This window comes from Vibrio sp. 10N.247.310.23, assembly GCF_041467155.1.
In the GTDB taxonomy this organism is placed as follows: Bacteria; Pseudomonadota; Gammaproteobacteria; order Enterobacterales; family Vibrionaceae; genus Vibrio; species Vibrio crassostreae_C.
The window spans coordinates 15,453-36,525 of the sequence record NZ_JBFSTZ010000011.1 but is presented as its reverse complement, the minus strand read 5'-3'; the positions used below and the strand labels follow the sequence as shown (position 1 = coordinate 36,525).

Annotated in this window: 21 protein-coding genes; all 21 read right to left on the bottom strand. The window is 46.5% G+C overall.

Going from position 1 to position 21,073, the window contains the following annotated elements:
• Positions 1-89: 89 nt before the first annotated feature.
• The 21 genes from AB6D93_RS10425 to AB6D93_RS10325 all read right to left on the bottom strand — a co-directional run bounded on the left by AB6D93_RS10425 (position 90) and on the right by AB6D93_RS10325 (position 20,966).
• Positions 90-602, bottom strand: a complete 513-nt coding sequence (locus AB6D93_RS10425) for a DUF2802 domain-containing protein (RefSeq protein WP_017071208.1) — start codon at positions 600-602, stop codon at positions 90-92.
• Complete coding sequence (locus AB6D93_RS10420; RefSeq protein ID WP_017064109.1) at positions 602-1,096, bottom strand: chemotaxis protein CheW; 495 nt, start codon at positions 1,094-1,096, stop codon at positions 602-604. Before AB6D93_RS10420 ends, AB6D93_RS10425 begins: the two co-directional genes overlap by 1 nt.
• A gap of 72 nt (positions 1,097-1,168) precedes the next feature.
• Entirely contained in the window at positions 1,169-2,281 is a 1,113-nt protein-coding gene (locus AB6D93_RS10415; protein WP_372159167.1) for a chemotaxis protein CheW, read from the bottom strand.
• Positions 2,268-3,050, bottom strand: a complete 783-nt coding sequence (locus tag AB6D93_RS10410) for a ParA family protein (RefSeq protein WP_017064111.1) — start codon at positions 3,048-3,050, stop codon at positions 2,268-2,270. Before AB6D93_RS10410 ends, AB6D93_RS10415 begins: the two co-directional genes overlap by 14 nt.
• A gap of 10 nt (positions 3,051-3,060) precedes the next feature.
• Complete coding sequence (locus tag AB6D93_RS10405; RefSeq protein WP_102332832.1) at positions 3,061-4,185, bottom strand: chemotaxis response regulator protein-glutamate methylesterase; 1,125 nt, start codon at positions 4,183-4,185, stop codon at positions 3,061-3,063.
• Between the two features lie 13 nt (positions 4,186-4,198).
• Positions 4,199-6,397, bottom strand: a complete 2,199-nt coding sequence (locus AB6D93_RS10400) for a chemotaxis protein CheA (RefSeq protein ID WP_102332833.1) — start codon at positions 6,395-6,397, stop codon at positions 4,199-4,201.
• A 9-nt stretch (positions 6,398-6,406) separates the two neighbouring features.
• Positions 6,407-7,138 (bottom strand): protein phosphatase CheZ, encoded by a 732-nt coding sequence (locus AB6D93_RS10395; protein ID WP_017064113.1) that lies wholly within the window; start codon positions 7,136-7,138, stop codon positions 6,407-6,409.
• A 105-nt stretch (positions 7,139-7,243) separates the two neighbouring features.
• A complete protein-coding gene (cheY, locus tag AB6D93_RS10390; protein ID WP_016767062.1) occupies positions 7,244-7,612 on the bottom strand; it encodes a chemotaxis response regulator CheY in 369 nt (122 codons plus the stop codon).
• Positions 7,613-7,654: 42 nt separating this feature from the next.
• Positions 7,655-8,389, bottom strand: a complete 735-nt coding sequence (locus tag AB6D93_RS10385; RefSeq protein ID WP_017060667.1) for an RNA polymerase sigma factor FliA — start codon at positions 8,387-8,389, stop codon at positions 7,655-7,657.
• Positions 8,382-9,269 (bottom strand): MinD/ParA family protein, encoded by an 888-nt coding sequence (locus AB6D93_RS10380; protein ID WP_017060668.1) that lies wholly within the window; start codon positions 9,267-9,269, stop codon positions 8,382-8,384. Before AB6D93_RS10380 ends, AB6D93_RS10385 begins: the two co-directional genes overlap by 8 nt.
• A gap of 13 nt (positions 9,270-9,282) precedes the next feature.
• A complete protein-coding gene (gene flhF, locus AB6D93_RS10375; RefSeq protein ID WP_102332834.1) occupies positions 9,283-10,845 on the bottom strand; it encodes a flagellar biosynthesis protein FlhF in 1,563 nt (520 codons plus the stop codon).
• Between the two features lie 27 nt (positions 10,846-10,872).
• A complete protein-coding gene (gene flhA, locus AB6D93_RS10370) occupies positions 10,873-12,972 on the bottom strand; it encodes a flagellar biosynthesis protein FlhA (protein ID WP_017064115.1) in 2,100 nt (699 codons plus the stop codon).
• Between the two features lie 210 nt (positions 12,973-13,182).
• Positions 13,183-14,313 (bottom strand): flagellar biosynthesis protein FlhB, encoded by a 1,131-nt coding sequence (flhB, locus tag AB6D93_RS10365; RefSeq protein ID WP_017064116.1) that lies wholly within the window; start codon positions 14,311-14,313, stop codon positions 13,183-13,185.
• 9 nt (positions 14,314-14,322) lie between these two features.
• Positions 14,323-15,105 carry a flagellar biosynthetic protein FliR gene (fliR, locus tag AB6D93_RS10360; protein WP_017060672.1) on the bottom strand — a complete coding sequence of 261 codons (783 nt, stop codon included), beginning with the start codon at positions 15,103-15,105 and terminating at the stop codon, positions 14,323-14,325.
• 6 nt (positions 15,106-15,111) lie between these two features.
• Entirely contained in the window at positions 15,112-15,381 is a 270-nt protein-coding gene (gene fliQ, locus AB6D93_RS10355; RefSeq protein ID WP_029235191.1) for a flagellar biosynthesis protein FliQ, read from the bottom strand.
• A gap of 11 nt (positions 15,382-15,392) precedes the next feature.
• Positions 15,393-16,322 carry a flagellar type III secretion system pore protein FliP gene (gene fliP, locus AB6D93_RS10350; RefSeq protein WP_102332835.1) on the bottom strand — a complete coding sequence of 310 codons (930 nt, stop codon included), beginning with the start codon at positions 16,320-16,322 and terminating at the stop codon, positions 15,393-15,395.
• Positions 16,309-16,749 (bottom strand): flagellar biosynthetic protein FliO, encoded by a 441-nt coding sequence (gene fliO / locus AB6D93_RS10345; RefSeq protein WP_017060675.1) that lies wholly within the window; start codon positions 16,747-16,749, stop codon positions 16,309-16,311. Before fliO ends, fliP begins: the two co-directional genes overlap by 14 nt.
• A complete protein-coding gene (gene fliN / locus AB6D93_RS10340) occupies positions 16,749-17,159 on the bottom strand; it encodes a flagellar motor switch protein FliN (RefSeq protein ID WP_004739851.1) in 411 nt (136 codons plus the stop codon). The genes fliO and fliN overlap by 1 nt, the downstream gene beginning before the upstream one ends.
• 29 nt (positions 17,160-17,188) lie before the next feature.
• Positions 17,189-18,235 (bottom strand): flagellar motor switch protein FliM, encoded by a 1,047-nt coding sequence (gene fliM, locus AB6D93_RS10335; RefSeq protein ID WP_017060676.1) that lies wholly within the window; start codon positions 18,233-18,235, stop codon positions 17,189-17,191.
• Positions 18,236-18,242: 7 nt separating this feature from the next.
• A complete protein-coding gene (gene fliL / locus AB6D93_RS10330) occupies positions 18,243-18,731 on the bottom strand; it encodes a flagellar basal body-associated protein FliL (protein ID WP_017060677.1) in 489 nt (162 codons plus the stop codon).
• A 90-nt stretch (positions 18,732-18,821) separates the two neighbouring features.
• Positions 18,822-20,966 (bottom strand): flagellar hook-length control protein FliK, encoded by a 2,145-nt coding sequence (locus AB6D93_RS10325; protein WP_102332836.1) that lies wholly within the window; start codon positions 20,964-20,966, stop codon positions 18,822-18,824.
• Positions 20,967-21,073: the final 107 nt, after the last annotated feature.

The following is a 21,073-nucleotide window of genomic DNA, read 5'->3' as shown; positions in this document are numbered from 1 at the left end:
CCGGGCAGGCATAAAAAAAGAAGCCGAAGCTTCTTTTAAGAGGAATACGTAATAAACATCAATTGCTCAATACGAATTAAGCGCTCAATTTAACGACGTCGAGGCGGGTCTCTGCGATCGCGAGAGGCATCGGGTTGATCATCGTACGATGAAGGGTCACTTCTCAACGAAGGGATTTTTTCCTTACCCGCGAGCTTATTCTGTAGAGACATCATTAGCTCAGCTTCCGCTTTAGGTAATTCACACTCTTCGATCAGTTCGTTAATCCCGGCACCAAGCTGAACCATTTTCGTTGCACGTGTGTACAAGCGTCCATCGGTGTCAGCATGTTCCAACTCAACAATACGTTCATTCAAGTGCTTTATCAGATCTTGCTGTTCCGTCACTTTCTGGCCAAGGCCAACCACAACAGAGCGAACCTCAAGTAATTGCTTACTCGATTTTTGAAGCTCTTTGTCCAAGTTACGAACTTGCAGGCGTGACTGATCGAGCTGCTTTTGAATCGCACGTTTTACTTTGCTAATCAAAATCAGGATAAATAACGTAAAAACCCCAACGCCTGATATCAGAGCGACAGGGCTTAAAGGAAGCGCTTCAAACATTACAGGTGAGCCATCTCATCCCATTCGTCTTCGCTTAGTAGTTTGTTTAGATCTACTAAGATAAGTAGCTTGCCATCTCGGTTACTTACACCTTGGATGAACTTAGCACTTTCATCAGTACCAACACTTGGCGTTGTGTCGATTTCAGAAGAACGCAGGTAAACCACTTCAGCAACGCTATCTACTAGAATGCCAATTACTTGACGCTCAGATTCAATAACGATGATACGAGTGTTGTCTGTGATTTCACCTTGCATCAAACCAAAGCGAGAACGAGTGTCGATAACAGTAACAACGTTACCACGTAGGTTAATAATACCTAGAACGTAATCTGGAGCACCCGGTACTGGAGCAATTTCGCTGTAACGTAGTACTTCACGTACTTGCATTACGTTGATGCCGTAAGTTTCTTCTTCTAGCTGGAAAGTCACCCATTGAAGTACTTCATCATTCGTTTGCTCTTTTCTTACTTCAACTTCACTCATATGAGACATAGATAATCCTCTTGCCGTCGTTACCGACCACTATTATTAACTTGATGCTTATTGTTAGCCCAATGCTTATTACTAGCTTAATGCTTTTACATCTAGCCCTGCGTTTAGCATGGCGATTAATGCTTCAACATGAATCAAAGCACACATTTTTTCTTTTACCATACCAGCGAGCCATGGGCGTTTCCCTGCCATTTCTCGCCAACGTACTTTGTCTGTATTAAGTAGCTCGGTGCCTTTGAGCTCTGTGCCCGCAAGGCCCCACAAGCTTTCTCCAAGCATCACTATATATTGATAGTTTTCTTTGTATTCGTCACCTGATAGTTTCTCAGACATCACCCATTTTGCGGTGTCGACCACATCTAGCTGACTATCACGGTTGGTTTGTAAACCTAAATACCAAGCTGGCTTACCAATGATATGACTTAACTCTTCAAGGCGATGGATGCCGCCAAGCTCATCAAGTGGCACCGCAAAGGTCACGCCGTTTACATCAAAATACAAGACTTGAAAGTCTTCTTTGCGAACCGTACTTTCCCAAGAGGTAAACTGGTCAGCACCTCCGGCTTGAGTTTCGGATTCAATAACTGTCTCGGGATCAGGAACGTCAAGTTCAGGCTCAACAGCCTTAACTTCTACTTGTTCCGTCTCCAACGATTCAGCTTGTAACTCTTCAATTTGCTGCGATTCAACAGGTGGCTCTAAAACAATTGATAAATCGGGTTCTGGAAGATTCCAATCCTGAATCTCTGGCTCTTCGAACACTTGAACAGACTCAACCGCGGCATCAAACATTTGCATGTCTGCTTGCTGGGCGATTTTCTGGGTGTTCTGATCCATCAACTCATCAAGGTTCAGTTCATCAACAACATTGGTCGCCTCTAAACGGCTGAGTAGTTTCTGAACATCTTCAAGGTTAGGAACCTCAAACTCAGCCGCGCGTATTTCTGCGTAGCTAGAGTGGTGACTCGAAAATTGGCGCTCTGGCTCTGGCTCTGGCTCTGGCTCTGGCTCTGGCTCTGGCTCTGGCTCTGGCTCTTCAGATTGTGATTCGTCGCTCGACTCGTCAACAAAAAAATCGTCAGATTCAAAGCTTTCATCACCTAACAGCGCAGTAAAATAATCATCCAGTGCTTGTTCACTGGAGAGACTTGGCTGCGCCAATGTTGATTCTTTATTCGCGCTCATTTATCGCCAACCTTTCGAGATAAATAAGCAACTGTTTATAAGCAAATACACCACGGCTACCCGATGCAAAATGAGAGGCTGGCAAGCGCTTTAGGCTCGCATCTCGAAACTTGGTATCAATCGGCACAGCAGACGTCCAAACTTGGTTTGGGTAATCATCTTTGAGCTGCGTTAATGTTTGCAGTGAGGCTTTGGTTCGCTTGTCGTACATCGTCGGGACAATCGTAACCTTAAACGGTGTTTTGCGAGACTTCTGCATGATGGTCAAAGTGCGAATCATGCGCTCTAAGCCCTTCATCGCCAAAAATTCCGTCTGTACCGGAATCAATATACGATCGCTTGCAGCCAATGCATTGACCATCATCACACCAAGAATTGGCGGGCAATCGATCAACACATAGTCGTAGTCATCTTTTAAAGCGGCCAAAGCACGCTTCAAGATCAACCCCATGCCGCTTCGATTTCCCATTACACGGTCTAATGTCGCCAAAGACATATGCGCAGGGATAATATCGATACCTTCGACTTCCGTTTGTAAAAGCAAAGGTCTTACCGTCTGCGCGTTAAATTCACGCAGCTGGAACAGATCAAACAGGCTCGATTCCACCGTATCTGAATCGTAACCCAGATAGGTGGTCAGTGATGCATGTGGGTCAGTATCAACCAACAGAACACGGTGCCCCTTCAACGCAAGTAAACCTGCTAGAGTCACGGTCGTGGTCGTTTTACCAACACCACCTTTTTGGTTTGCAACACTCCAAACAATCATTTCGATTTACCTAAGCTAACCCAACTTCGACCAAGATCCTTTCCGCGATACGGTCTAGAGGGAGGTCTTCAGTAGAAATGCCAGCTTTTGCTACAGCTTGAGGCATACCATATACAACACAGCTATCTTCGTCTTGTGCCCAAATTGTCGAGCCCGCAGTTTTCAACATACGCGAACCTTCTCGACCATCTGCGCCCATACCAGTCAGGATCATAGACAACACTTTGTCGCCGTAGATCTTCGCTGCAGAGCCGAATGTGACATCCACACAAGGCTTGTAGTTCATGCGGTCGCCGCCATCGATAATTCGTAGACGTGCAGACCCTGCGCGGCCATCCACCATCATCTGTTTACCACCCGGAGCAAGATACGCCACGCCAGATTTTAACACATCACCGTCTTGCGCTTCGCGAACTTCAATCTTACACAAGGTGTTCAATCGGCTCGCAAAAGCAGCAGTGAATGTTGCTGGCATATGCTGAACTAACACAATTGGGTGTGGATAGTTAGCAGGGATGCGAGTCAAAATCTTCTGTAGAGCAACAGGGCCGCCAGTCGACGTACCAATTGCTGTTAATTGATACTTCTTACCTGACGCTCTGAATTTCGCCGTAGATGCAACCGCAGGCTTCGCTGTCGAAGTCGAAGCAGCTGTTGAAATCGGCTGGCGCAATGGCGTAGCTGTTGAAGTCGTTGCTGTCGCTCTCGGCGTAATAGGAGCACGGCGCATAAACGCACGCTTTGCTGCAATCTGAATCACACGCTGTTGAAGCAATGCAACTGCATCGTCGCGGTTACGTGCAATATCTTCAAACTTCTTAGGTAAGAAGTCGAGAGCACCTGCATCTAACGCATCTAACGTTGCTCTCGCTCCATCATGCGTTAACGATGAAAACATCAAAATAGGCGTTGGAGACGCGGCCATGATTTCACGAACGGCAGTGATACCGTCCATGACAGGCATTTCAATGTCCATAGTGATGACGTCAGGTCTTAGCTGTTTCGCTTTTTCAACGGCTTCTTTACCGTTTACTGCTACATCAATGACTTCTAGGCGAGCCTCTGAGTTGATGATCTCGCTAACGCGACGACGAAAGAAACTCGAATCATCAACGACTAATACTTTAATCGCCATATTTATCCTTAAATTAAATTCTTGACGCAGCTGCGTACTGCTTCAACAAGTCCGGCACATCTAGAATCAATGCAATGTGTCCGTCACTTGTAATTGTCGCACCTGCCATTCCTGGCGTGCCTTGCAGAAGCTTATCAAGCGGCTTGATCACGACTTCTTCTTGACCGATAAGCGTATCGACAACAAAACCAACACGTTGGCTACCAAGTTGTACGATAACAACATGGCCGTGCCCTTTACGCAGTTCAACAATACCCGCTTTAGAAGCAAGCCAGTTTTGCAAATAGAACAACGGAATAGACTTATCGCGAACGATGATCGTTAGCTGACCATCAACCACATTTGTGCGGCTTAAGTCTAGGTGGAAGATCTCGTTAACCGATGCCAATGGCAATGCAAATGGGTGACCCGCAACACCGACCATCAAGGTTGGTAGAATCGCTAGGGTTAGTGGAACCTTGATGGTGATCTTAGTGCCTTGTCCCATTTCTGAATCAATATCAATAGAGCCGTTCAGTGTGTTAATCGCCGTTTTCACAACGTCCATACCTACACCACGACCAGAGATATCCGAGATCTGCTCTTTGCTTGAGAAGCCAGGAGCAAAAATCAGGTTGAAACACTCTTTATTTGATAAGCGAGACGCTGCATCTTCATCCATCAGGCCACGTTTGACCGCAATAGCACGAAGCTTATCGGGGTCCATACCGCCACCGTCATCAACGATAGCCAGCTCAATGTGATCACCTTCTTGAGAGGCAGACAGAATCACTTTACCCGTTTGTGATTTACCCGCAGCAACACGGTCGTTCGGCATTTCGATACCATGGTCGACAGAGTTTCTCACCAAGTGAATCAGGGGATCAGCAAGTGCTTCTACCAAGTTTTTATCAAGATCAGTTTCTTCGCCACGCATTTCAAGAACGATGTCTTTCTTCAAGCTGCGCGCAAGGTCACGGACAACTCGTGGGAAGCGACCAAATACTTTCTTGATCGGCTGCATACGAGTCTTCATTACCGCGCCTTGTAGGTCTGCAGTAACAACATCTAAGTTAGAGACAGCTTTCGACATTTCTTCGTCGTTGCTGTTTAGGCCAAGACTGACAAGTCGGTTACGCACCAATACCAGTTCACCCACCATGTTCATGATGGTATCCAGTGTTGATGTATCGACACGAACTGTAGCTTCAGCTTGTTGCTTCTTCGCTGGCGCTTTAACTTCAGTTTTTGCTGGAGCACTAGGTTTCGGTTCTGCTTTAACCGCAACCGGAGCAGCAGGCTTAGGCGCAGCTTGAGGTGCAACTGGCGCAGACTTCACTTCTGCAGGCTTAGTCGCAGCATCGAGCTCTTCAATCGAAGGTCCGTTACCTGAACCATGCAGTTGGTCCAGTAACTTCTCGAACTCTTCGTCAGTCATCAGATCATCGCCTTCAGACATCGCCGAAACAGGTGCTGCTGGCGGCGTTGGCGGTGGAGGAGGCGTTGAACTTGCCGCTGTCGGGCTCTTACCCGCACCGTGCAATTCATCTAATAACTTTTCAAATTCGTCATCAGTAATATCACCACTGTCAGCAACAGACTGAGGTGCAGCGGGTGCTGGCGGCGGTGTTGCTGCAGAAGGCGCTGTTGGTGAACCACCTTTACCGTGAAGCTCATCAAGCAAGCGTTCAAACTCATCTTCAGAGATATCATCGACTGAAGATGCATTGATGTTTGAGCTTTCAGCAGTAGGTTCCGGAGCAATAACAGGCTCAGGCGCTGCAACAACAGGTTCAGGGATAATAGGTGCAGGCGCTTCTACTGGTGCCACTTCATCCGCAGACTCTGGTTTACAGAGACGGTGAAGTTCATCCAATAAAGATTGGTCGGCTGGCACTAAAGGTTCCTGATCTTGCACGGCGCGAAACTGTACATTGACTGTATCTAGCGCCTGCAGCATGGTATCCATCAAACCTGATGTTACGCTGCGTTGGCCGTTTCGCAGAATGTCGAACACATTCTCAGCACCATGACAAGTATCCACCAGCTCAGTTAATGCTAGGAAACCAGCACCACCTTTTACTGTATGGAAACCACGGAAAATAGCATTTAATAGGTCTTTGTCGTCAGGGTTATTCTCAAGCTCTACCAGTTGTTCTGATAGGAGTTCAAGGATCTCTCCTGCTTCGACTAAAAAGTCCTGAAGAATATCTTCGTCTAAATCGTAGCTCATACGTTACCTTTAAAATCCAAGACTGGATAACAAATCGTCGACTTCATCTTGAGATGCGACAGCGTCTTCGCGCTCTTCTGGGTTCATAATTGGACCTTCAGGCGCAATCGATGCTTTCTTCTCTGACTCTGGAGTTGGCTCTTTTTGATTCGCACCGAATACCGTGAGAATCTCGACCAAACGTCCTTCCACCTCATTCACCAAGGTAATAACTTTGCTGATTATCTGCCCAGTTAAATCTTGGAAATCCTGAGCCATCAAGATTTCAGTCAATTGTCCGCGTAGTTCAGTACTGTCGCCTTCTACTTGGACAAGCAATCCATCAATGCGGTGACATAAAGCTTTAAATTGTGCCAGCTCAATGCGGCCATGCATCAGTTCATTCCATTGAGGCCTTACTTGAAGTAAACACTCGTGTAGGTTGTCTGCGATTGGCATACAGCGATCGACAGCGTCCATCGTCTTATTTGCCGCAACTTCCGTTTTATCAATGACATACTGAAGGCGATCCCTTGCATCAGGGATTTCGTCATTTGCGATAACGCTGATGCGTTCATCGAAATTGAATTGAGTCAAAGAGTCGTGGAGGTCGCGTGTCAGACTTCCTATTTCTTGAAGCATTGGATTGTCTTGAAGACTAAAGTTATCTTCATAAATGCTTCTCACAAGAGAATCAGCATTTTGCTGCTCATCGTTCTCAAGCAGCTCTACTAATTTTTTTGCTTGTTCTAATGAAATCATCCTGAATTCGGCCTTACTCCGCATACTTTGTGCGCTTAGGCTATCGAGATAAACAGATAACTTATCAGTCAGTGTTTACCTAGAAGTGCCTAAATTTATTGATGCTTATAAGCGATCAAAAATCTTATCAAGTTTCTCTTTCAGCGTTGCAGCAGTGAAAGGCTTCACAATGTAACCATTAACACCCGCTTGCGCAGCTTCGATGATCTGCTCACGCTTCGCTTCAGCTGTTATCATAAGCACTGGAAGGTGCTTAAGTTCTGCGTCTGCGCGAATGTGTTTAAGCAGGTCAATCCCTTGCATGCCTGGCATGTTCCAGTCAGTTACCACGAAATCAAATTCGCCTTTTTTCAGCATAGGTAACGCGGTCAAGCCATCATCTGCTTCTTGAGTGTTGTTGAAACCTAAATCGCGAAGTAGGTTTTTAACAATTCGGCGCATCGTTGAAAAATCATCAACAATGAGAATTTTCATGTTTTTGTTCAAATTAGCCTCCACTGAATAGGATCAGTGTTGTTAGTCGTTCTGTGTCCAAGCACTTAACTTAGTGCGTAAACGCTGCATAGATTGGCTCAGTATTTGGCTGACACGAGATTCGCTGACACCTAACACTTCCCCAATCTCTTTTAAATTGAGTTCTTCGTCGTAATAAAGCGAAAGCACAAGGCCTTCCCTTTCCGGAAGTTGTTTTATCGAATCGATCAAAGCTTGGCGGAATGACTCATCAGCAACCCCTTGAAAAGGCGTATTATCTTGAGAGTCTTCATTCGGAGATATTACATCATCTGAGACGCCTAAATCTTCAATTCCAACCAGTCTTGAGCAATTAATGTCAGTTAAAGCACTGTGATACTGCTCTAAACTGAGCCCCATGTGTTTTGCCACTTCGGCATCACTCGGGTCGCGGTTGAGGATACCCTCTAATTCCGCAATTGCACTGCTGATTTCTCGATTGTTCTTATGAACCGATCTCGGCACCCAGTCCCCACGGCGAATGTCATCCAACATTGCCCCGCGAATCCGAATACCAGCATACGTCTCAAAGCTTGCGCCTTTGGTACCATCATAGTTTTGTTGCGCTTCAATCAAGCCGATCATGCCAGCTTGAATTAAGTCATCAACCAATACATTAGGCGGTAATCGCCCCAACAAGTGATGAGCGATACGTTTAACCAACACAGAGTACTTCTCAAAAAAAGCCTGTTGGCTATTGTGATTAGCGTGTTGGTCGTAAGTAAGCGCTTTATTCACCAAATGGTTCCTCTATAAATTCAGTACGATTCAGCAGCCTTTCAACAAAGAACTCCAAGTGTCCGCTCGGTGTTTTTGGTATTGGCCAGGTCAAGGCTTTGTTAGCCAAAGAGCTGATTGCCAATGCAGCTGGAGAGCGAGGAAACGCATCGACTACGATTTTCTGTCTCTTGACTGATTGACGTACTTTATCATCTAAAGGAATACATGCTACGAGTTCGAGGCTCACATTCAAGAAGCGCTCTGTGACCAAAGTCAACTTTGCAAATAATTCTCGGCCTTCGCGGTAGCTTCTGACCATATTTGCAACAACTTTGAATCGCTGAACTTGGTGTTCTCTGCTTAAAAGCTTAATCAAAGCATATGCATCCGTGATCGAGGTAGGTTCATCACATACCACGACAACCACGTCTTGCGCCGCTCTTGAGAAGCTGATCACCATGTCCGAAATACCGGCTGCGGTATCAACCAACAAGATATCCATCTCGTCTTCAAGCGAACCGAATGCGCGAATCAAACCAGCATGCTGTGCGTGTGAAAGTTCAGTCATGCTTTGAGTGCCCGATGTCGCTGGAATAATTTTAATTCCGTGCGGCCCTTCGACAATCGCATCCTTAAGTTCACATTCGCCAGCCAACACATGCCCAAGGTTTCGTTTAGAACGAATACCTAGCATGATATCGACGTTCGCTAGTCCTAAATCGGCATCTAGCACCATGACTTTTTTGCCTTGGCGCGCCATGCAAATAGCCATACCTAACGTCACATTAGATTTACCAACGCCTCCCTTACCACCGGTTACAGCGATAACTTTTGTGAGTGAAGGCTTGGTTAAGCGACGGAGGCCGCTAGCTTGGTCATGTATCATATTTTCATTCATATTTATCCGCCGCCTAGAGCCCTTCAGAATCGCTATTCCAGTAATGAGGTTCATTCTCTGTAGATTTTTCTAATAGCTCATTAGCCTTAGCAATCATGTACTTTGGCTGAGCTATAACGATATCTTCAGGAACTCGTTGACCATTTGCTATGTAAGCAACTGGTAATGCATTTTGTATTACGACACTGATGAATTCACCTAGACTTAGGGATTCATCCAGCTTAGTCATGATGCATCCCGACAACGGGATTCTTCTAAAGTGTTCAATTGTTTCTTGCAGCACTTTGCGTTGCGCGGTTGCAGGCAACACAAGGTAGCTATTGATAACGGAACCACTCTCTTGCATCAATGTGTCTAACTGCTCAGATAGGCGAACATCTCGTTGTCCCATGCCTGCAGTATCGACCAGAATCAGGCGACGATTACGTAACTGATATATTACATCGGCCAGTTCGCTAGAATCTTTAGCAACTCTTACAGGACAACCCATAATTCGGCCGTAGATCGATAACTGCTCATGTGCACCTATACGATATGTGTCAGTTGTCACTAGTGCGACGTTATCAGCGCCATATTCCATGGCAGCACGTGCAGCTAGCTTTGCAACAGTCGTTGTTTTACCCACGCCGGTTGGGCCAAGTAGAGCCACAATACCGCCGCGTTTTAAAATATCTTTTTGTGTAACGGAGATTTGGTCAGCAACCAGAGCTAACAGAGCCTTCCATGCACGTGCAGGTTTAGTATCTTCAGGAATGTAGCAAGCCATTTGATCGGCAAGCTCTGCAGATACACCCATACGTTCAAGGCGCTTAATAAGCATGGCTCTCAGTGGTTCACGGCGCTCAACTTCTTGCCACATCAACCCAGAAACTTGATGCTCTAACAGACGACGAATTGAGGTCATCTCTTCGCGCATCGTTTCCATTTCAGTATCAGAACCTTTGGACTGAGTGTTCTCTCGACCACGATCATAACGGGTAGGATCCAAGCGAGGTGTCGGGCGCTCTACTCTGCGGTCTTCAGCAATCAACTTAGACAAACCCGTTTCACGAGCAAATGCAGAATCAAGATTTCCGTGAGACTGTTGGTTACCGTGAGATTGCTGATGGCCATGAGACTGCAAATTGCTTTGAGTCTGATGACTATGAGGCTTATGGCCCGTGCTTGATTGGCGATTGAGCAATGCTGACAATGAATCTTCATTTTCTGCACGATGCTGTGGCTCATCATCGGCGCCATGACTGTATTGCTTAAGCATATTCGCAAAGCGCTTAGTCATTGAGCGTCCACCTTCAACATTCGACTGTAGGCTAACCTTGTCATCGTCTAGTTGACGTCGCCCAGCAGGAGCTGCGGGCGCGGCCATTTGCGTATATTGGCTTTGTGCAGGCTGCTGAGGTTGATTTAATCTCTGGCTCGCTGTCGACGGGCTGGATTCGCCATCAATAGCGGCAACAATTTCCACGCCACCTGCGACCTTTTTGTTAGACATGATCACCGCTTCTGAACCAAGTTCTTCTTTAACTTGGAGCAGAGCCGTTCGCATATCTTTTGCAAAAAATCGTTTAATTTTCAATTCGATTGTCCGTTCTAATTAGGCGGCTTAATTACCAACAGCTTGTACTATACGTATCTGCTTTTCGTCCGGTATTTCTTGGTAAGACAAGACTCGCAAGCTTGGGATCGTGTTCTTAACGAACTTAGCCAGAGTCGAACGCAACACGCCAGAGGTCAATAGTACCGCGGGCTCACCTTTCAGCTCTTGCTCTTGTGTAGCGTGGCTGAGAGAGGTCTGTAAACGTTCGGCTAAACCAGGTTCAATACCAGCAGATTCTCCGCCGGATGCCTGCATGGTTTGATGCAAGATTTGTTCCAGCTCAGGAATCAAGGTTATCACTGGTAACTCGGGCTCTATACCATTGATTTCCTGAACAATTAATCGTTTCAATGAGATGCGAACCGCCGCAGTAAGTATGTCAGGTTCTTGACTCTTACCTGAATACTCCGACAAAGTTTGGACTATGGTTCGAATGTCACGAATTGGAATCGCTTCATTCAGCAGGTTCTGTAGCACTTTCACAACCACACCCAACTGCAATTGATCCGGTACAAAACCTTCCACCAGCTTAGGTGTTGAGCGGCTGAGCATCTCAAGTAAGTTCTGAACTTCTTCGTGGCCAATGAGCTGCGATGCGTTGTTGGTTAGCAGCTGGCTAAGGTGTGTCGCCAGTACTGTAGAAGAATCTACAACGGTATAACCTAGAGCTTGTGCGTGTTCACGCTGCTCTTCACGAATCCAAACCGCTTCAAGGCCAAAGGCAGGGTCAATCGTCGGCTCGCCATCGATCATGCCATAGACTTGGCCCGGGTTAATCGCGAGCTCCATGTCTGGCTTAATCTCAGCTTCACCCACAGCAACACCCATCAGGGTAATACGGTAGCTGTTTGGTGTCAGTTCTAGGTTATCGCGAATGTGTACCGCTGGGATCAAGAAACCAAAGTCTTGAGACAGCTTTTTACGCACACCTTTAACGCGTTCAAGCAATTCACCACCTTGGTCTCTATCAACCAAAGGAATTAAACGGTAACCCACTTCTAAACCAATAATATCGACAGGTTGAACATCATCCCAAGAGAGCTCCTTCTGAGAGCCTACTTCTCCATTCGCTTCAACTGTCGCCGGAAGGTTAGGCTCTTCCGCCTTCTTCTTGTTCTTTTTATCGATGTAATACGCCCCCGCGCCTGCAACGATGGCAAGGCTCAAGAACGAGAAATGTGGCATACCCGGAACAATACCCATGATGCCAAGGATGGCGGCGGTGATCATCAAGGCTTTTGGATTGTCGAACATCTGGAAGACAAGTTGCTCACCCATATCTTCATCAGTATTTTGGCGCGTTACCATCATCGCAGCTGCAATAGACAGTAATAGAGATGGAATTTGTGCAACCAGACCATCACCGATAGTCAGTAGCGTGTAGATTTCGATTGCTTCACCAAAACCAAGATCAAACTGAGCCATACCAATGCTCAAGCCACCAATGATGTTGATGAATAAGATTAAGATACCAGCGATCGCATCGCCTTTAACAAACTTAGAAGCACCGTCCATCGAACCGTAGAAGTCAGCTTCTTTGGTGACTTCAAAACGTCTCAGACGCGCTTGGTCTTGGTCGATCAAACCTGCGTTCAAGTCGGCATCGATTGCCATCTGTTTACCCGGTAAGGCGTCTAACGTGAAACGCGCGCTTACTTCCGAGATACGACCCGCACCTTTGGTTACAACCATGAAGTTGATGATCATAAGAATCAAGAACACCACTAAACCAACCGCGTAGTTACCACCGATAACCACGTTACCGAAGGCTTCAATCACGTTACCTGCCGCGTCGCCACCTTCGTGACCATGGAGCAATACCACACGTGTCGAAGCAACGTTCAAGGCCAATCGAAGTAGAGTCGCAATCAGCAGGACGGTCGGGAATGCAGCGAAATCTAAAGGCCTTCGGGTATAAACCGATACCAATAGCACAACCATAGACAATGCAATATTGAAGGTGAAGAACATATCCAACAAGAAAGCTGGAATGGGCAACACCACCATAGCAAGCGTTGCAAGTACCATAACAGGTGCACCAATCGCAGGCATGGCACGGTTAGGGATTTTAGGTAGCTTGTCCACAAAAGGCAGGGAGAATTTCATAAATCTAGACAGTTTCGCTATGTTGTAGCTCTCTGAACAAGTGGATTAGGTCTTAGTCAGGGCTGTTTGCTATGGGCTTATAATGTTCAGGCTACTACAGCAAACACTGTACCAACATCTCACGTCAAATTATCGCCATCACCTCTATAAAAGGAAGATTAGCTAGCTCGCTATTATCAGGGTTCATCACGCAGAGCTCAAGCAATTGATCTAATGACGTAAATCAGGTGGGATCGGCATATTAGAATCTTGCAGCTTTGGTCGCTCACCACCTCGTTTTCGGTACTGTTTAAGCTGGAAAACATATGCAAGCACTTGTGCAACTGCTGTAAACAGACCGTCAGGAATTTGTTGTTCTAGCTCAGTGGTATGATAAAGCGCCCTCGCCAATGGCGGCGCTGGAACGATATAGATGTCATTTTCACGCGCAATCTCTCGGATCTTCATCGCCATGTGGTCGACACCTTTAGCAACCACAATTGGTGCTTTGTCTTGATTCTGCTTGTAGCGCAGCGCCACTGAGAAGTGCTCTGGGTTGGTGACTATCACGTCCGCTTGCGGCACATCGGCCATCATACGACGCTGAGCCGCCTCCCTTTGCAACATGCGAATTCGACCTTTCACCTCAGGCTTACCCTCGGTGTCTTTGAATTCGTCTTTGACTTCTTGTTTGGTCATCTTCAGCTGATCAGCGTGTTGCCAAATCTGGAATGGGATATCAATCGCCACAACAATCAACAAAGAACAACTGATCAACAGAATAAAGTTGAGCAAGATATCCAAGGCATGGAAGATGTTTTGTGGATAGACGTCCATGCTCAGCTGCATTAAATCATGCTGAGAGGCTTGAATCAGATAAATCGCCATCCCCGATACGAGCGCTACTTTAAGAATAGACTTGAGCAGTTCAACCCAACTTTGCAGGCCAAACATACGCTTGATACCACTGAGTGGGTTGAGCTTAGACGCCTTTGGCATCGCCGCTTGCATTGAGAAGTTAATCCCACCGACACCCGCAGCGCCGATGACGGCAGCAACAAACAAAGTTATCAGTATCAAAAACAGCGGGAACAGCAGGTTCACCAGTGCACCACCAGCGATTTCTAGGAGTTTGTTAGTGTCAAAGATCTCGTCGCGACTCAAAGAGAACAGGCGTTGCATCGCCTCGAACAAAGCCTTCGCCATCGATTCGCCAAACCACATTAAAGCAATCGCACCGACAATTAATACCGATGCTGACGCTAGCTCTTTTGACCTTGCAACCTGCCCTTTCTCTTTGGCCTGTTGCAAGCGTTTGGGCGTGGCGTCTTCTGTGCGTTCTTGACCGTCTGACTCTGCCATTTCAGTCTCCTAGCAATCTAACCGGATTAGACGACATATCTGTTGTTCGCCCTGCATCCAGAATAGCTCATAGTGACTATACAAGCCGCCAAGGATGTACCAACAAAGTAACAGACCCACGAGTAGCGCAAATGCAAAACCCAAAGAAAAGATGTTTAATTGAGGTGCCGCACGCGTCATTACACCAAAAGAAAGGTTAATCGTTAGCAGCGCAATAATCCCCGACAATGACATCGCTAATGCCGTTTTGAACATGATGCCGAGCCACAACGCGAGCTCTCGAAAATCCACAGAGGTTAGAGAGCCACTGCCAATCGGCAAGGTCTTAAAACTAAACACCACCAGCTGCAGCATTTTCAAGTGACCATCGGTCGCCAAAAAAAACATGGTCGCTAGCAGCATGAACAGCTGACCAAGTACCGGCGTATTTTGCCCGTTAGCCGGGTCGACCATTGATGCAAAACCCAAGCTCGATTGCATACCGAGGATCTGACCCAGCATAACAAAGGTTTGAATCATGAACTGGGTAACAAAACCCATGGCCACGCCAATCACAATTTGCTCGAAGACAGTCAGGAAGCCTTGAAAGGACAGAAGTTCAATCTCTTTGGGAACGGCTGGAATCGCAGGCATCACCGCAAAAGTGATCGCCAAGCCTAAATACAGACGAATACGCGGCGACACGAAGCGTGCCCCTGTTACCGTCATCACCATCAGCATCGCTGAGATGCGAGTGTATGGCCAAAAATAATTGGCTAACCACTCTAGTACAAGGCTCGTTGGGTATTCCATATCGGTTTAATACAGAACTTGCGGCAAGCGTTCGATGAGCTCAAAAAAGAACTCCATCATCATCTGGGTCATCCAGTGTGCGAATAGCATCAACGCCAACAAAGTTACGATCAAACGCGGCAGGAAACTCAGGGTTTGTTCGTTGATTGAGGTCGCAGCTTGGAAAACAGCCACAACCAAACCGATCAGCAGGCTAGGAATAATGATGGCGCAAACCATGATTAATACCATCCAAAGGGCATCTCGGAACAACTCTACGAATATTTCAGGATTCATTATTCCCCCAGCTACAAGGCAAAACTGCCGGCGAGTGTGGAGAGTATCAAGTTCCAGCCATCAACAAGAACAAACAGCATCAACTTAAACGGCAGCGATACAATCATCGGTGACAACATCATCATACCCATAGCCATCAATACCGATGCCACCACCAAGTCGATGATTAGGAAAGGCAAGAACAGCATAAATCCGATTTGGAAAGCCGTTTTTAATTCCGATGTGATAAATGCTGGAATCAGAACCGCCATCGAAACATCTTCAGGGTTAGTCACTTCCGCGCCAGAAATATCAACAAAGGTTTCAAGATCTTTGATTCGAGTCTGCTTGAGCATGAAGGATTTAATCGGTTTTTGGGCAACATCAAATGCCTGTCGTGCCGATATCTGTTCATTAAGATAAGGCTGAACTGCTTGTTCGTTAACTTGATTAATCACTGGCGACATGATGAAGAAGGTCAAGAATATCGCGATACCAATAATGACTTGGTTAGACGGTGTTTGTTGTAGACCCATCGCCTGACGCAAGATAGACATCACAACCACAATACGAGTGAACGATGTCATCAAAATCACCATCGCCGGCAAGAAGCCAAGCATGGTCATTAACGCGAGAATTTGCAGGTTAATCGAGTAGTCTTCACCGCCATTGGCATTGGTTGTCATGGTAAAGGCAGGTATGCCGCCACCATTGCCAGTCAAGCTGCCCGTGGTCATGGTTGTCGATTTGGCTTGGTCTTGTTCCATCGTGCTGATAGTGACCGATTCCGAGCCAGCGGTATTCGCAGGAATGACGGTGCCGTCTTCAGCTTGTGCAAATACCGACACACTGAATACGATTGAGCATAGGAGAATAAGCTGAACCAACCACACTTTCACCGTTCGGAAAGCTCCGGCTTGGTGAAAGTAAGAGGAGTTCAAAAGTCCGTTACTTGTTTGCATCTTTTTTTATTAGCTGGGAAAGCTGACTTGAAAATGTACTTTTTTCCAGCATCTCCTGAGTAAGAGGTTTATCGAGCTTAGAGATCAGCTGAATCGATTGTGTGGTAATCCCTACCAAGAACTGTTCATCACCCGCTTGCACAATAGCGATACGCTCTTTAGTACCAACAGGGATTTGCCTAACAATCGCCAAACCTTGTTGATTCGACATCGCAGGTACTTGCATTCGCTTGAGTAGCCAAGCAATAAATAAAATGAAGGCTATAACGAAAATTAGCGACCCAAAGGTGGTCGCTAAATCGAGAGAAGGCGGTGTTGCTGCAAAGGCAATGGAAGGAGCCGTTAATAGCCCTACTCCCAAGATTCCTCGTAACAAACCTGTCATTCCGAGAAAAGAGCCCGCAAGTCTTTGAGACAAAAAGCTCATTAACGCAGCTTCTTAATTCGTTCTGTCTGGCTAATAACGTCAGTCAAGCGAATACCAAACTTGTCGTTTACTACAACCACTTCACCGTGAGCAATCAGAGTTCCGTTGACCATCACGTCTAGTGACTCACCAGCGATTCGATCTAGCTCAACAACCGAACCTTGGTTCAACTGAAGTAAATTACGGATACTGATCTGAGAGCGGCCAACTTCCATCGAAATAGTCACGGGGATATCCATAATGGTATCCAGCTTACGACGCTCATCTTCAGAAATCGGAGATGATGAATCGGTTAGCTCATCAAGTGGTGCCGCAAGCACATCATCAACATCAATTGACGGCGCTGAAGGATCTTCACCAAGTGCTGCAGCCCATTCGTCTGCTAGCTTTTGATCTTCACTAGGTTCCATTACCAATTCCTATACTTTTATCTATTTTACTATTCGTCGTCATCATCACTGTTTTCGAGCTCAGACAATAAGTCTTTACCTAGAAAAGCGAGATCAGTTTTAACCACATGTGGTCTTTGGATTTTTTCCGAAATCTGTACTGCAAGCTTCTCACCAGAACGGCCCATTTTCACACGATAAGTCGGCAGTTCTTCGACAAACATGGTTGCGTGCTCAGGCATGTTCATTGGGATAACATCACCAGGGCGCAGCTCCATCAGATCACGAAGGGAAATATCTTGCTCTAGCAAATTCACGCGGAAATTGACGGGCACATCCATGATCTCATCACGCAGTGCGGTACTCCAACGAACATCGGTTTCCATCTTGTCTGATTGAACACCCGCATCAAGCAGTTCACGGATCGGCTCAACCATGGAGTAAGGCATGACAACGTGGAAGTCACCACCACCGCCATCCACTTCAATGTGGAACGAACTCACAACAATCACTTCGGTTGGGCTCACAATGTTCGCCATACTTGGGTTCACTTCGGAATCCAAGTATTCAAACTCAACCCCCATCACTGGCGACCAAGCTTCTTTGTAATCTTCAAAAACAATTTTCAGCAGTAACTGAATGATTCGTCTTTCAGTAGGCGTGAATTCACGACCTTCAATCTTGGCGTGGAAACGACCATCACCGCCAAAAAAGTTCTCTACGAGAATGAAAACCAGACGAGCTTCCATGGTGATGAGTGCCGTACCTTTCAATGGACGGAAACGAACCATGTTTAAACTGGTGGGTACATACAATGTGTTTTGGTACTCACCAAACTTCATCATCTGTACGCCGTTGATCGACACTTCAGCCGTTTTACGTAACATATTAAACAAGCTGATACGCATATGACGTGCGAAGCGCTCGTTAATAAGTTCAAGGGTCGGCATTCGACCACGGACGATTCGATCTTGAGATGAGAAGTCGAAATTGACCGCATTGTCATTTTCGGTTTCTAAGACATCTTCAACTTCTTCAACATCATCAACGCCATGTAACAGCGCATCAATTTCGTCTTGGCTTAATAAATCGGTCACAAATTACCTATTGAATTACGAAGTCAGTGAATAACACTTTTTCAATCACAGGCTGGCCAACAGCTTGAGCCAGGCTTGCTTTAATATCTTCTGTTGCCTTATTACGCAGTTCCACGCGGCCTGTTGGTGAGCGCAATTGATCAACCGTTGCCGAAGCGAACGTGGCCAGTAGCGTACTTTCTACAAGTGGAGAGTGGTAACGAGCCAGGTCTTCATTCTTACTGCCACGTACCATGAGCTGTGCTTTTATCTGAACTAGGCGATCTTTTTTGTCACCTGTCACATTAAACAAGAAGGGCTGAGGAATATTAACATACATAACCGGCTCTGCAGCGACCACAGCCGTTGCTGGCTGAGACTGAGATTCAGAGGCGCTATCGTCAGAACCTAAGAAAAAGTACAGCGCACCACCTATACCAAGCAGTAACACAACTACGGCAATAATAATTATAAGGAGCTTGCTCTTCCCTTTAGGTGCATCTTGTTCTTCGGCCATATCTTACTCTAACTTCCTGTTCTTGCGATTAACTGATGGTTCTTTTTATTAACTGGTTTTTTCTATTAACCAAGCGTTCTTAGCCTGATATTAGGCATAATAACTAATTCCATCACGCTTTGATGCGACATTCAATTCAAGATTGCTGCCACTATCAAGGTTTTCATCACCTTGCGTATCATTTGTGCGGTTAGCGCCGGATTGTTGCTCACCATTGTTGTATCTATCTTGTCCCTGACCGGAGTTCTGTTGTTGAACAGACGAATCGGCAAGCTGCAGACCTTGCTGAGCAAGCATCTCTCTCAAGCGAGGTAAGGTTTGTTCAATCACATCTCTCGCTTGCTGATTACTCACCGTAAAGTGCACGTTTGCCACGTCATTATTCATGGTCATGCGGATTTTCATTTGGCCCAATTCTGGTGGGTCGAGACGAATGTCCAAGTTCTTAAGGTTCTTAGACATCATCATTTGTACTTTTTCAGCCACTTGCTCATTGGCTAGCTCTTTGGTGAGCTGTAAGGGCGCTTGTTGAGCAGCTTGAATTTCAGCTCGCGTAGGTGCTGAACCCACCGTTGCCGTACCTTGTGCACCAGCCGCAGAAGCGATCTGCTGAGCAAAGGTCGAATCTTTAGAATCTTCTTTAGCACCCGCTTTACCCAAACCAGACAGTGCTGCTGCACCGGCGCCCGCTTTAAGAAGCGTATCAGTCGAGCCTGCTTTTGTGGCAGCTGGCGTTGCATTCATCGCCATTCCTTGCGCGGTTAAAGCTGGATCCAACGTTGCTTGCTGCTGAGGTGAAGCCACATTAGCTTGTTGAGCTGCGGCCTGTTGGGCTGCGGCCTGTTGGGCTGCATGTGCATTATTGGCGTGCAGCATTGCCGCCTTGTCCGTAAGAGCATTGTTTGCTGATTGAGAAGCGGCCTGCGCTGACACTTGTTGTGTAGCCGTCGCTACAGCTGCTGTTGATGCTGCCGCAGCTAAGGCTTTAGTTTCGCTTGAATCCGTATTATCCCAATCGATAGCAGTGGGTTCACCAGACGCACTGTTCGCAGCCGGAGCTTGACTTAGCAAAGCTGTTACTTGTTGTTGAACGTTAGCGAGCTGTTGATTCAACAGGTCTAGGTTAGAGGTCGCTTTAGCCAAAGCGGCTTGCTCATCGACCGTCAACTTAGCGCCACTTTGTTGCTTATCAAGCAAGCTATCGACAACAGACTGCTCTGATTCGATTTGTCCATTCAATTGGTTTAGCGCTTTGGTATGGGCATCTACTTGCTTTGCCAGTTCAATATCCACGGCTGACAATGCTTGGCTCTGCTCGGCAGCAACCGCACTAGCTGCATTCTTTTGGCTCAGCTCTCGGCTCATACTGGCTTCAATTTGTTCTGGAGTGACGCCGTTATCCATCAACTGTCGAATTTCAGTATCAGTTAGCTGAGAAACACCCTTACCTCCGGTAAGTACAGCGATTTCAGAATCGACTTCAAGGCTCTTCTCCTGATTTGCAGCCTTAGCTTGTTGTGTCGCCTTATCCGTAACGGAAACTCCTGCAACAGAAGCACCGGTGATATTACCTTGGGCTTGTTCTACCTGACCTTGCTGAGGCAAGCCTTTGCCGTTTGGCGCTTGATTTAGGGTTTTGTTTGCCTCATCCAATTGACCAAGCAATTTATTGCCTTCGCTCATCGCTGCATTGGCTTGCGATGCCTGCGTAGCACCATCTACCGCTGATGGACCCTGAGTTTGGGATTGAGCAATATGTTCTTTAGATTCGTTAGTCGTATCCTGCGCATCTTTACCATCTGCCTTATCTGCAACAGTCTTATCAGCGACAGTGCTATCAGTGCCCGAATTGGCTTTGAGCTGAGCCTCAGATCCAGACGCAGCCTCTGCTGATGTTTTATCAGCAGCTTTCTCGCCTTCTACTTCTGAAGCTGCTTGCTTGCTTTGCGCTTCGCTCACTTCGTCAGTAGCCTTTGATTCAGCGGAATCACCTTTGTTCGCTTCGGCTGACGCTTCACCTTCGGTAGATGTCTGTTTAGTATCAGGTTTCGCAGTGCTTTCTGTGTCTTTTGCTGCGACTTTACTGTCACTTTCTTCAAAGCCGAGCGCTTCTTTAAAGGACTCAAAGAAACCTTTAGAGTCGCCGGTTTCTTCTACCTTGGAAGAGGCAGAACCGGTGTCCAACAACGATGACATTTTGTTGGTCGCTGAATTTGAGGAAAGACTAACATTCATATATACAAGCTCTATCTACTAGCTTTGCTGCCATGAATCAGGCAACAAAAAGAAAGTCGGATGCTTTTCATGCCTTTGGTGGGCATAACGCGCAATTTTATATAAAA